The organism is Nocardia tengchongensis, assembly GCF_054781395.1.
The window spans coordinates 346,198-358,757 of record NZ_BAAGUM010000001.1; the positions used below are offsets into that span (position 1 = coordinate 346,198).

The 12,560-nt window shown below is 67.2% G+C and carries 11 protein-coding genes; 5 read left to right on the forward strand and 6 right to left on the reverse strand.

Annotation, left to right across the window (positions count from 1 at the left end; genetic code table 11):
* Positions 1–17 precede the first annotated feature (17 nt).
* Together ACYVKL_RS01665 and ACYVKL_RS01670 are read left to right on the forward strand one after the other, a co-directional pair.
* Positions 18–2,582, forward strand: a complete 2,565-nt coding sequence (locus ACYVKL_RS01665) for an SDR family NAD(P)-dependent oxidoreductase (RefSeq protein ID WP_379170439.1) — start codon at positions 18–20, stop codon at positions 2,580–2,582.
* On the forward strand, positions 2,570–2,977 hold the full coding sequence (locus ACYVKL_RS01670; RefSeq protein WP_379170441.1) for a RidA family protein: 408 nt from the start codon (positions 2,570–2,572) through the stop codon (positions 2,975–2,977). Before ACYVKL_RS01665 ends, ACYVKL_RS01670 begins: the two co-directional genes overlap by 13 nt.
* Before the next feature lie 6 nt (positions 2,978–2,983).
* Here the strand turns inward: ACYVKL_RS01670 and ACYVKL_RS01675 are convergent, their stop codons facing one another.
* Together ACYVKL_RS01675 and ACYVKL_RS01680 are read right to left on the reverse strand one after the other, a co-directional pair.
* Positions 2,984–3,658, reverse strand: a complete 675-nt coding sequence (locus tag ACYVKL_RS01675) for a lysophospholipid acyltransferase family protein (protein WP_379170443.1) — start codon at positions 3,656–3,658, stop codon at positions 2,984–2,986.
* 236 nt (positions 3,659–3,894) lie between these two features.
* Positions 3,895–4,203 (reverse strand): hypothetical protein, encoded by a 309-nt coding sequence (locus ACYVKL_RS01680; protein ID WP_379170445.1) that lies wholly within the window; start codon positions 4,201–4,203, stop codon positions 3,895–3,897.
* Between the two features lie 101 nt (positions 4,204–4,304).
* Here ACYVKL_RS01680 and ACYVKL_RS01685 point away from each other — a divergent pair, with 101 nt between their 5' ends.
* Positions 4,305–6,032: an N-acyl-D-amino-acid deacylase family protein gene (locus tag ACYVKL_RS01685; protein WP_379170447.1), complete on the forward strand. Its 1,728-nt coding sequence runs from the start codon at positions 4,305–4,307 to the stop codon at positions 6,030–6,032.
* Positions 6,033–6,036: 4 nt separating this feature from the next.
* Here the strand turns inward: ACYVKL_RS01685 and ACYVKL_RS01690 are convergent, their stop codons facing one another.
* The gene (locus ACYVKL_RS01690) at positions 6,037–6,921 is read right to left on the reverse strand and encodes a helix-turn-helix domain-containing protein (protein WP_379170449.1); all 885 of its coding nucleotides are present in this window, start codon (positions 6,919–6,921) and stop codon (positions 6,037–6,039) included.
* A 145-nt stretch (positions 6,922–7,066) separates the two neighbouring features.
* Here ACYVKL_RS01690 and ACYVKL_RS01695 point away from each other — a divergent pair, with 145 nt between their 5' ends.
* Together ACYVKL_RS01695 and ACYVKL_RS01700 are read left to right on the forward strand one after the other, a co-directional pair.
* Entirely contained in the window at positions 7,067–7,204 is a 138-nt protein-coding gene (locus ACYVKL_RS01695) for a hypothetical protein (protein WP_213554875.1), read from the forward strand.
* 10 nt (positions 7,205–7,214) lie between these two features.
* A complete protein-coding gene (locus tag ACYVKL_RS01700; RefSeq protein ID WP_379170451.1) occupies positions 7,215–8,030 on the forward strand; it encodes an SDR family oxidoreductase in 816 nt (271 codons plus the stop codon).
* Between the two features lie 385 nt (positions 8,031–8,415).
* Here the strand turns inward: ACYVKL_RS01700 and ACYVKL_RS01705 are convergent, their stop codons facing one another.
* From ACYVKL_RS01705 to tuf, 3 genes are all read right to left on the reverse strand, one after another.
* Positions 8,416–9,810 carry an HNH endonuclease signature motif containing protein gene (locus ACYVKL_RS01705; protein WP_379170453.1) on the reverse strand — a complete coding sequence of 465 codons (1,395 nt, stop codon included), beginning with the start codon at positions 9,808–9,810 and terminating at the stop codon, positions 8,416–8,418.
* Positions 9,811–9,966: 156 nt separating this feature from the next.
* Positions 9,967–11,124, reverse strand: a complete 1,158-nt coding sequence (locus tag ACYVKL_RS01710) for an acyl-CoA dehydrogenase family protein (protein WP_379170455.1) — start codon at positions 11,122–11,124, stop codon at positions 9,967–9,969.
* Between the two features lie 134 nt (positions 11,125–11,258).
* The gene (tuf, locus tag ACYVKL_RS01715; protein WP_379170457.1) at positions 11,259–12,434 is read right to left on the reverse strand and encodes an elongation factor Tu; all 1,176 of its coding nucleotides are present in this window, start codon (positions 12,432–12,434) and stop codon (positions 11,259–11,261) included.
* Positions 12,435–12,560 lie beyond the last annotated feature (126 nt).

The following is a 12,560-nucleotide window of genomic DNA, read 5'->3' on the forward strand; positions in this document are numbered from 1 at the left end:
GCAAGGATCTCGCGCTCATGATCGAACTGCCGAAATCGGTCCGGATCGCGCTCGGCGCGGCCGGATACGGAATCAGCGACCGCCGTCTCGGACCGGCTGTCAGGGGCGCCGTGATCCTGGTGACCGGGGCGTCGTCGGGTGTCGGGCGGGCCACCGCGAAACGCTTGGCCGCGCAGGGGGCGACCGTGCTCGCGGTGGCCCGCCGGGCCGCGCTGCTGGAGCAACTGTGCTCCGAGACAGCGGAATTCCCGGGGAGCGTGCACGCCTATCCGGCGGACCTGTCCGACACCGACGCCTGCGCCGCGCTGATCGACCGGGTGCTCGCCGAGCACGGGCACGTGGATGTCTTCGTCAACAACGCGGGCAAGTCCATTCGCCGCTGGCTCTCGGATTCGGTGGACCGCTGGGACAATATCGACGACACCGCGCGCATCAACTACCTCGGTCCCGCACGGCTGGTCATGAGTCTGCTGCCGTCGATGCGGGCCCGGCATCGCGGTCACATCGTCAATGTCAGCACCGCCGGTGTGCACGGTCCGGGTGTGGGCTGGACCGCCTACATCGCGTCGAAGTCGGCGTTCAATTCCTGGATGCGCGGCGCCGCACCGGAATTGCGGGCCGACGGCATCGACGTCACCACGATCCACCTGCAGTTGGTGCGCTCGGAGATGCTGGGTCCCTACCGGATCTACCGGTACACCCCGAGCATGTCGACCGAGGAGGCGGCCGGCCTGGTGTGCCGGGCGATCGTGGACCGCCCCTTGGCGATTCGGCCGTGGTGGGAGCGGGTGAGCGCGCCGCTGTCCTACGCGCTCGACAGCTCCCCGGCGGCGCAACGCCTGCTGACGCTGTACGCGCAGGCCGGGAACTGGAACAACCGGCCCGTCGACTGGGCCGGTCCGCTCGGCCGGGTGGAACGGACGGCCAATCTGATCGACGACGCGGTCACGGTGGCCGGATGGATTCCCGCCAGCGGTGCGGCGGCGCTGCTGCCGCCGACCCGGATTCCCCAGTTGGCCTGGGCATTACGTGATGGCGTCGGCCTGGCGACAGCACTGTCGGCCTTCGCGGCGCGGTTCCCGGACCGGCCCGCCATGATCGACGACGATGGCCCGATCACCGCCGCCGAGCTGGATCGGCAGGTGCGGCGGCTGGCGGCGGCATTGCGGGCGCGCTGGGACGTGCGGCGTGGGCAGCGGGTCGGCGTGTTGTGCCGTAATCACCGGGGATTCGTGCTGGCGGCGTACGCGGCGGCGCGGCTGTCCGCGGACCTGGTGCCGTTGAACTACGGTTTCGCCGGGCCGCAGATCGGTGAGGTGCTGGACCGCGAGCGCGTCGAATTGCTGTGCTACGACGGCGAATTCCATGCGGAGATCGAGAAGTCCGGATTCAGCGGCACACGGGTCGTGGTGCGGGGTGCGGCGGGCGGGCTGCCGACCGTGGCGGAACTGGTTGCGGCGGGCGGACCGCCGGTGCGCGAGCCCGCGTCCGGGGGCGCGCTGATTCTGCTCACCGGCGGCACCACCGGGGTTCCGAAAGGCGCGCCACGCACTTTCGGCGGCCGCAGCGTCGGCGCCACGTTGTCCGGGTTGAACCCGCGGATGCTTCCGGCCATCCGCGATCTCGCCCGGGTCGCGCCGATCCCACGGCTGGGCCGGCCCATGGTGATCGCGCCGCCGCTGCATCACACCTACGGCTTCCTGGCGTCCGCGGCGGCCTTCCTGCTCGGCTCGACGGTCGTCGTGCACGAGAGATTCGATGCCGCAACGCTGCTCGCCGACATCGAACGCCATCGCGCGCAGATCGCCTGCGTGGTGCCGACCATGCTCGGGCGGGTGATGGCGCTTCCGCCGGATATCCGCGGCGGCCATGACCTGTCGAGTCTGCGCATGATGGTGTGCGGGGCCGCTCCCCTGCCGCCGTGGCTGGCCACCGCGTTCCTGGACGAGTTCGGTGAGGTGCTGTTCAACGGCTACGCCTCCACCGAGACCGGCGCCGGAACCTTCGCCACCCCAGCGGATCTGCGGGCCGCGCCCGGCACCGTAGGCCGGCCGTTGACCGGCATCGTGGACATTCGCATCGTCGATGGCGACGGCCGGGAGCTGCCGCCCGGTGTCACCGGCCGGATCGTGAACAAGAACCCGAGCATGTTCCACGGCTACAGCGATGGCAGGACCAAGGAGATGGTCGGAAAGCACATGGACTCCGGCGATCTCGGCCATCTCGACGCCGAGGGCCGGTTGTTCGTGGACGGCCGCTCCGACGACATGATCGTCTCCGGCGGCGAGAACGTCTTCCCTCAGGAGGTCGAGGAAGCGCTGCTCGCGCATCCCGCCGTCGCCGACGCCGGAGCGGTCGGGGTGCCCGACGACGAGTTCGGGCAGCGCCTCGTCGCGGCCGTCGTGCTCGAACCCGGTGTGCACGTCGACGCCCGGACCCTGCAACGGCACATCAAGGCGACCCTGGCCGGGTACAAGGCGCCCCGCGAGATCGTCTTCGTCCCCGAACTGCCGCGCACCACGGCCGGCAAGCTACGGCGGCAACAGCTTCCGGAGATCATCTGTGCACAATGGGGACCATGACGCAGCGACAGGTGGTCTCCTCCGGCGCCCAGTGGGAATCGGTCGTCGGCTATTCGCGCGCGGTGCGCGTCGGGCAGTGGATTTCGGTCGCGGGCACCACGGCGGTCGCGCCCGGGGGCGGCGCGGTGGGCGGCGACGATATCGCCGCGCAGACCCGTGAGGCGTTGCGCCGAATTGTGGCCGCCCTGGCCGAAGTCGGCGCCCGGCCCGAGCATGTCGTCCGCACTCGTATTTTCGTCACCGACATCTCCCGCTGGGAGGAGGTCGGCAAGGCGCACGGTGAAGTCTTCGCCGACATCCGCCCGGCGGCGACAATGGTGGAGGTGCGCGCGCTGATCGACCCCGCGCTGCTGGTCGAAATCGAAGCCGACGCGGTGCTGCCCGACGCGTCCTGACTCGCGCTAGCCGCCGTTCGGTTCGGCTCGCAGCGATTCGATTTCGTGACGGAGATGGTCCAGAAGTTTCTCCGCGTCATCGAATTCGGCAGGATTGATGGGCATTCCGAAGTGGATGGTAACCGGATGATTGCGGTTGAATTTCCGGGCCGCACCTCCAGGACCTCGCATCGGCAGCACTCCATCGGTACCGGTGGTGCAAACAGGGACAATTCGGACACCGGTTGCCATGGCTAGGTTAGCCACACCTGGCTTGTAGGGTTCGTAGCCGCCCGCCGGGACCAATCGTCCTTCGGGGTAGATGATCAGGACGCCGCCGTACCCGAGAACCTGCGCGGCCCGAGTCAGCGCGGAGCGTCCGGACTCGGCGTCGCGGCGGATCACGGGGATATGCCCCAGCAGGCGCACGAGCCGGCCGACCACGGGCCAGGTCCACAGCTCGGCCATCGCAATGGCGACCGCGCGGCGACGCAGCGCTCCCCACAGGAAAACTGCGTCGAGCAGGGAAATGTGATTGCTCGCAATGATAATGGGACCGGTTTTCGGAACGCGGTCCCGGCCGAGCACGGTCACGTCGACCAGACGGGACCAGGCCAGGGTGCGCAGGACGCGTCGAACCAGCTGGGTGGTGAGCCAGGCGCGCTTGCCCAACCCGCGCGGACGTGGTGCGTCGGTGTTCATGATTCTCCCCGTATCGACCGTGCGGCAACATGTTTCATCCTTGCCGACGCGCGGGGCGGGGAACACCGCAGAACTACTCATTCCGGACAAGGGTTGCTCCGCATATAGCTGATGGCTATCATGGCATTTCGGGTGTAGCCTGATGGTTGCCACACTCTCGGCGCAACCACACAAGAGGTCAGTGAAGGGTCGTGTTCTGCCATGACCGGAAACTGGTGGCGTTACACAGTTCTCCATCAGATGTCTAGATCGCCGGCGACGGCGGCGGTGATATTCACCGTGGCCGCGGACGGCACCCAAATCATCACCTTTCCGAAACTCAATTGGGCGTGGTTCACCATCACACTCGCCGCAGTACTGAGTATCGGAATCGCACTCATAGTTTTGATCGACCATGCCCAATTCGACGACCCGGTGACGCCGGCGCCGAATCCACCGGCGTCGTGCCAGCTGTTCTGCCCCGAACCGACCTGAGCGTCGAATTGATGGCGGGCCAATACATTCGGCCCGTCTCGAGGCAATCCGCGGTGCGCGACCGTGCCCACGGTCGCGTTCTCGCAACGGTGTCCCGTGAGGAGGCGGATACTGATTTATAGCGTGTACAACACCCGCCGCACGGCGGGCTGATCGACGGCGGTGAATTGCGATGGCACGGTGTGATCTGGTCATTCGTGGTGGCACGGTGTTCGACGGGCGGGGCGGCCCCGGGGTGCGGGCCGATGTCGGCGTCACCGACGGCAAGATCTCACTCATCGGCAATGGTGAGCTGCCTGACGGGGAGCGAACCGTCGACGCCACCGGCAAGTGGGTCATGCCCGGCATGCTCGACGTGCACACCCACTACGACGCCGAGGTGCTCGGCAGTCCCGGCCTGGGTGAATCGGTCCGGCACGGCGTCACCACGGTCGTGCTCGGCAACTGCTCGCTGTCGACGGTGTACTCCGAGGCCGAGGACTGCGCCGACCTGTTCGCCCGCGTCGAGGCGCTGCCGTGGGACGCGGTGCACGCGGCGGTCAAGGAGCACAAGGACTGGGACGACCCGCACTCCTACGCGAAGGCCATCGCCGATCGCCCGCTCGGCGCGAATGTTGCCGCCTTCCTGGGACATTCGGACATGCGCGTCACGGTGATGGGCCTGGGCCGGTCGGTGGACGCACAGGTGGAACCGACGCCGGCGGAGCTGCGACGCATGTGCGGCATGCTCGAGACGGCGCTCGACGCCGGGTTCCTGGGCCTGTCCACGATTCGCAGCTCGTTCTCGAAACTGGAGGGCGTCCGGTTCCCGACCCGGCAGCTGCCGTCCACGTACGCGACGTGGCGCGAGTATCGGGCCCTCAACACGATTCTGCGGCGTCGCGGCCGCGTGCATCAGAGCACCCCGAACCTCACCACCCGCATCGAGCTGGCCCGGTATTTCGCCCAGAGCGCCGGCCGCTTCCGCACCCCGCTCAAGACGACCCTCATCGCGGGCATGGACGTGAAGGCCGACCGCACCGTCGCCCGGGCCGCCACCGCCGCGGCCTGGATCGCGAATACCGTTGGCGGGGCGCGCTTCCGGTGGCAGCACCTGCCGGTGCCGTTCGAGGTGTATGCCGACGGCGTGGATCTGGTCGTGTTCGAGGAGTTCGGTTCCGGGGTGGCGGCGCTCAATATCCGCGATGTGATGAAGCGCGGCGAGCTGCTCGCCGACGAGTCCTATCGCCGCGCCTTCCGCAAGGATCTGGCCAAGAAGTTCGGCCCGCGGGTGTGGAACCGCGATCTCTACGACGCGGTGATCGTGTCCTGCCCCGAGCCCGAGGTGGTCGGGAAGTCGTTCGGCGCGGTCGCCGACGAACGCGGCATCGACCCGGCCGACGCCATGCTGGACCTGGCGGTGGCGCACGGCCCGGCGTTGCGGTGGCGCACCGTCATCGCCAACGACCGTGAAGAGATCCTGGACCGGCTGCAGCGCTCGCCGATGATGCAGGTCGGGTTCGCGGACTCCGGTGCGCACCTGCGCAATATGGCCTTCTACAACTTCGGCGTCCGGCTGCTGGAACGCGCGCACCAGCGGGGGTTCCTGCCGATCGAGGCCGCGATCCACCGGCTCACGGGCGAACTGGCCGACTGGTACGGACTGGACGCCGGCCACCTGACGGTCGGCGGGCGCGCCGATATCGCCGTCATCGACCCGGCAGGTTTCGACGGCGCTTCGAGCGCGTACGCCGAAGCGCCGTTCCCCGGGGTCGCGGGCTTGCAGCGCATGGTCAATCGCAATGACCGAGTGGTCGCCGCGACCGTGGTCGGCGGCGACCTCGTCTACGAATACGGCGAATTCGCACCGGGTTTCGGCACCACGCTGCACGCGGGCACCTTTCTGACCGCGCGGGCGTGAGGGGCTAGACCAGTTCCGGAGTCCGCCCGCGGGCGCGATATTCCTGCGGCGGGCAGCCCTGCCAGCGCCGGAACGCGCGGATGAAGGACGCGGCCTCCGCGTAGCCCAGTCGCGCGGCCACCTGTTCGGTGGTCATGTCGGTCCGGTCGAGCAGTTCCTCGGACAGGACCTGTCGCACCTCGTCGAGCAGGGTGCGGAACGAAGTGCCTTCCTCGTTGAGTCGCCGGGACAGGGTGCGCGGGCTGACGAACAGTTCCGACGCCACGGCCGACTGGTCGGGGATCACGCCCGGATCGCGCACCAGCAGGTCCCGCACGACACCCGCGAAGCCGGATCGGACGTAGCGGCGGGCCAGCAGCTCCTGGCACATGCGCTGGCAGGTGCTGCGGGCCTGTTCGGTGGGATGTGGGAGCGGCACATCGAGGTAGGAGGAGTCGAAGGCGAGTTCGTTGACGGTCGTGCCGAACAGCGGCTCGATCCCGAAAACAGACCGATGGCGGGTGATATCGGCCGGCGCGGAGTGCCGGAAGCTGACGCGACGCAGCGGCACCCCGATCCCGTACAACTCGTGCCCGACCGTCTGGAAACCGGCCAGCACCCGCTCGGCGAGCAGGTCGCGACCATCCGCGGACGCCTCCCGATCCTCGAACTGCAGCCGTCCTTCGCCGTCCGCGTTCTCGAACTTCAGCTGCCCGATCGTGAACCCGTGGTCCACGTAACCGACCGCGACAACGATCGCGTCCCGCAACGTCCGGCTCGCCAGCAACGCCAGCACCAGCGGCCCGGGCAATGACGGCAGGCACTCCCCCGCCGACGCCCCGCGCTCCTCCGTACGCCGGGTCGATATCTGCACATCGGAGGTGTTCCTGGCTACGTCCCAGTCGAGCATGTGTACTTTGTCCTCTTCGACTTCTCCCGACCCAAATGTCCGTTACCCATCGGGTTGGCGCAACATATCAACGAGAGACCGGTCGGTGTGGCGCAACGGCATATTTCGTCACGTAACAGCGAATGCAGCGGCGCGATTCATCACCATGAGCTCCACCGCCATCCTGTTGGTCCCCGTGCTGGCGGCACCCGCGTTCGGCATCGGCCTCTGGCTCGGCCTCCGCTCGGTCACCGGCGAGGCCGCCGCCGAGCGCCGCGCGGCGCGCTGCCGCCGCACCCGATAACGTTCTCGCCATGAGCAGCTCTCCGACCCGCACCGTGGTCGTCACCGGCGCGTCCTCCGGCATCGGCAAGGCCACCGCGGCGGCGTTCGCGGCCCAGGGGCACAAGGTGATCGGCACCAGTCGCAATCCGGACAAACTGGCTGAGGGTGATCGGGCGCCCGGTGTGGAGTATCGCGCGCTCGATATCACCGATCTGGAGTCGATCGAGCGGTTCACCGGTGAGCTCGGGGCGATCGATGTGCTGATCAACAATGCCGGGGAGAGTCAGGCCGGGCCGTTGGCCGAGTTGCCTCGGGAGGCTATCGAAAGGCTGTTCCAGCTCAATGTTTTCGGGGCGGTGGCGTTGACTCAGGCGGTGTTGCCGGGGATGCGGGAGCGGGGGTACGGGCGGATCGTGATGGTGGGGTCGATGCTCGGTAGCTTTCCGATGCCGTATCGGTCGTCGTATGTGGCTACCAAGGCGGCGGTGCGGGGGTTTGCCACGGCGGCTCGGTTCGAGGAGTCGCCGTTCGGGGTGTGGATCACGACTGTTGAACCGGGGCAGATCAATACGGGGTTGAGTGAGCGGCGGAGCAAGTATGTGGATGAAGGGTCGCCGCATGCTGCTGAGTTCGCTCGGTTCATGGCTGGGCTCGATGCCAAGATGAGTAAGGGGATTTCGCCTGCCAAGGTGGCGGAGACCATCGTGGGGGCTGTGAACTCGGATCGGCCTCGGCCGTTGTACGCGGTGGGTAGCAATGCGCCTCTGATGTTTGCTATTCGTCGGTTGCTGCCGCGGACTGTGATGGAGCGGGTTATTGCTGGGGCCCAAGGGCTCAAACGGTAAGAACCACAAGACAAAAGAAAAAGAAGACTAAAGATAAAAGACGCCTGGATAAGGGAGAGGGTGGCCGAGCTTGCGAGGCCCCCTCACCTACCAGCCCCACTCACGGTTCGGCCGCGCAGCATCCCGGGGAAGACGAAGTGAGGGGGGTTGGGTTCTTTCTGTAGAAGGTGATACGTGCAGTCCGTGGGCCGGGATCGGCGGGATACGGCTCCCGACTTGGCGTCAGCCCAGGTCCGGTAGGGCAGGCGAGGCGACCACACTCTGTGTAGTTTTGCGGACGCGCTTGCGGCACGAGCAGCCGTGAGGCACGCAGCCCGAAGGGCCCCACCTTCGGTGAGGCTCCGGCTTTGAATTGAGGGGAGCAATAGTTTCACGGGAGCAACAACTAGGGGCGTGACCACCAGCGTGCCGGTGGGCGCGTGCGATCGCGCAACCGTGCCAGGGATGCGGCCATCAACTCCCCCGCATGGTGGCGGTCGTTGACCTGGGGCATACCGGTCGGATCGATGTGGCGTGGAGCTATCCAGCCCGTCCGGCCAGCATGTTCTGAATCCGCTGGCATGGCAACGGTTTTCCAGCCACCCGGCCCATCGTGGATGAGCGCGTGGCAAGCGTCGCAGGCCAAGGTCAGGTTTTCGATGTCGGTGGTCCCGCCCTTGCTGTACTCGGTCACGTGATGGACCTGGGTGAGAGTGGCGGGTGCGCTGCAGCGGGGTCGGGTGCAGCCGCGTTCGGTGGCGATCAACGCCAGGCGCTGTGCGGAGTTGGCGAGGCGCTTGGTGCGGCCCAGGTGCAGGGGTCGTCCGGCGTGGTCGAAGATCGCGAGGAACGGCTTGGACTTCTGGGCCAGCTGCAACGCCTGCTCCAACGGCACCGTCCCGCCGGAGGCGGTGGTGGCCACACCGGCAGCGGCTTCGACCTCGGCCAGCGACATGGTGATGATGGTGGACACGGGCAGCCCACGGTGCTGACCGAGGTTCGCGGGACCCATCTCGGGGCGCAGGAATGCCACCATGGCGTCGTGGTTGCGCTGGGCTGCGGTGCGAGTGTCGCGACGGGCAGCACGCTCCAAACCAGCGAGCGCTTCCTCATCGAGTCTGTCAGTCGTCCAAGGGCTTTCCGCGTCATCGGGGTTGCACATGCCGGGCTGGGCGAGGCTGGCGAAGATCGGATCGAACAACGCCCGCGCGGCCGGGGTCAACTCCGCGGTCATGGTCGACATGCCGTCCACACCCTGCTTGCTCAACGTGATCCCACGCCGCCGCTGCCGATCGGTGTCATCAGTGAGACGCCCATCAGGGTCGAGGTAACCCAACAGCCGGTCGCCCACCTTGGGCAGGTCATCCGGGGTGGAGGTGGCGGCAAAGTGGGCCAGCTGGAATTCGGCCCGATCCCGGGTATCGGCGTCGACCTTCCCCGGAATCCGGTTCACGATCTTCGCGATCACCCGAGCCGAATCCGCTGACACCAAACCCATTTCCTGAAACGCCGCCGTCCACGCCAACCACGGCTCGACAACCCGCCCAGCCTCCTGCCGCAACCCCAGCAGTTCCGCCGCCCGCACCCGCGCACAAGCATCAGCGTGCCCGATCCGCAAAGTCTGCTCCAAATACTTCGAAGTCCGCTTCACCCCTACCTTCTCGGGCAACCCGCGGTTCTCCACCTCACGAATCAACTTGTGCTCGAAACTGGCCATCCGCCGCCGCGTCGACTCCCAATCCCGCAACACATCCACGAGATCGTCATCGGAAAGCGAGTCCAAAGAATCGTGAACGAGCACGCTCACAGCATCGGAAACAAGCCCGGTGGCATCCGCCACCGTGACTTCATTCCCGAGTACCTGCCCACCCCAATTCATGCCTCTATTCTATCAATTACCGAACCCTCCCAGAACCCGAATTGTCCAATATCCCAACAAAACTCGGGTATGTTCCGCTCAATACCGATCAGTCAGTCGCAAATCCCGTCCGATGATTTCCCGCATGATCTCGGAAGTCCCCCCATAAACGCGAGTAATCCGAGCATCAGCCGCCATCCGAGCAATCGGATACTCCCGCATATACCCGTATCCCCCGAACAACTGCTGACACCGATCGATACACCGAAACTCCATCTCCGAAGCCCACAACTTCGCCTTGGCCGCATCCGCCGGCGTCAACCGCCCCGCGTTCAACTCCAACACGCACTTGTCGATGAACGCCTCGGCCACCGACACCTCGGTGGCCACGTCGGCCAGCGTGAACTTGGTGTTCTGGAACGCTCCGATCTGCTGCCCGAAAGCCTCACGCTCACCGACGTATTCGATGGTCGTCCGCAACGCCACCCGCGCCCGAGCCAGACAGGCGACCGCGATCTGCATGCGTTCCTGCGGCAGATTGCGCATCAGGTAGGAGAACCCGCGCCCCACCTCACCCAGCACGTTCTCTTTCGGCACCCGGACATCGGTGAAGCTCAGCTCCGCCGTGTCCTGCGAGTGCAGTCCGAGTTTGTCGAGGTTCCGTCCCCGCTCGAATCCGTCCATCCCCCGTTCGAGGACCATCACGGTCACCCCCGCATGCCGCTCGGCCGAGGTTCGCACCGCGGTGATCACCAGATCCGCGTTGATCCCGTTGGTGATGAACGTCTTCGCCCCGTTCACCAGGAAGTGATCCCCCATATCCACTGCCGCCGTGCGTATCCCGGCGACATCCGATCCCGCGCCCGGCTCGGTCATCCCGATGGCCGCGATCTTCGTCCCCGCCACGAATCCCGGCAGCCACCGCTCCCGCTGTTCCTCGGTGGTCAGTTCCACCAGGTACGGCGTGCAGATGTCATTGTGCAGCGCGAAGTTCAGCCCCACGCCCGCGCAGTCGCCCTCCATGAATTCCTCGATGAGGATCTGGTTGAAGCGGAAGTCCGAGACGCCGAGCCCGCCGTAGTTCTGCGGCACCGCGAACCCGAGCAGCCCCAGTTCCCCCGCCCGCGCGAACACCGAGCGCGGCACGATCCCGGCGGCTTCGTAGTCCATGTAATTCGCCGCGACTTCCTTGCGCACGAACCCTCGCGCCAGCTCGGCGAATGCCCCGTGATCGTCTCCGTAGTGCCCTCGTTCCATGGCCCCATCGTCCGGGACGACCCGAGTTCCGACACAGAGAATCCCGGCCAACACAGGCCCCCCGCCCGGCCGGTAGCCGCACGTTGAGGTTGGGGGCGGACTACTGTCCGCCCCCAACCATTGTCACGCGACGCCTATCCGTCCACGGTGAGCACCGTGCCCGCGGCGACCGTCAGGTTGCCTTCGCGCACAGCGAATCCCAGGCCCGGCTCCAGCGGAACCGCGCGGTCGAGCGTGACCGCCAGGTCGACGGTGTCGCCCGGCATGGCACGCCCCTCCGGCAGCACCACCTGACCGGACACGTCGCCGGTGCGGACGAAGAACTGCGGCCGGTAGCCGGAGGTGATCGGCGTCCGGCGGCCGCCCTGCGCGGCCGTCAGCAGCCGCACCCGCGCGGTGAATCCGGTGTGGACGGCGATGCTGCCCACCGCCGCGACCACCTGGCCGCGCGCCACCTGACCGCGTTGCACGCCGCGCAGCAGCAGCGCCACGTTGTCGCCGGCCTCCGCCGATTCCATGGTGCGGCCGAAGGTTTCGACTCCTGTTACCACGGCCTCGATGGCGCCGCCGTAGCCGAGCACCGCGACCTTGTCGCCCATCCGCACCACGCCGCGCTCGACCGCGCCGGTCACGACGGTGCCGCGACCGGTGATGGTGAGCACGTTCTCCACGGGCATGAGGAACGGGGCGTCGAGGTAGCGCTCGGGCATCGGCACGTACTCGTCCACGGCGTCGAGCAGTCGTACCAGCTGGTTCGACCAGTGCTCGTCGCCCTCCAGCGCCCGCAGTCCGGACACCGGCACCACGGGGACGCCGTCGCCGTCGTAGCCGTTGGCGGACAACAGCTCTCGCACCTCCAGCTCGATGAGCTCGAGCAGTTCGCCGTCGGCGACGTCGGACTTGTTGAGCGCGACCACGATGTGCTCGACACCCACCTGCCGCGCCAGCAGCACGTGCTCGGCGGTCTGCGGCATGACGCCGTCGTCCGCCGACACCACCAGGATGGCCCCGTCGAGCTGGGCCGCGCCGGTGATCATGTTCTTCACGAAGTCGGCGTGGCCGGGCATGTCGACGTGCGCGTAATGCCGGGTGGCCGTCTCGTATTCGACGTGGGCGATATTGATAGTAATGCCGCGCTCGATCTCCTCCGGCGCCCGGTCGATGCGGTCGAAGGGAACGAAGGCGGTGCCGCCGCGCTCGGCCAGCACCTTGGTGATGGCGGCGGTCAGGGTGGTCTTGCCGTGGTCGACGTGACCCATGGTGCCGATGTTCAGGTGCGGCTTGGTGCGGACGTAGGCCTGCTTGGCCATGATGAATTCTCCAGAATCGATTCGAGGGGGCCTCAGGGGGAGCCGACCTTCCCCGTCTGAGGTCCGGGACGTCCCGGAGAAGGTCAGCGTCGTGCGCCGTCGAATGCGAATGCCGCCAGGGCAGCA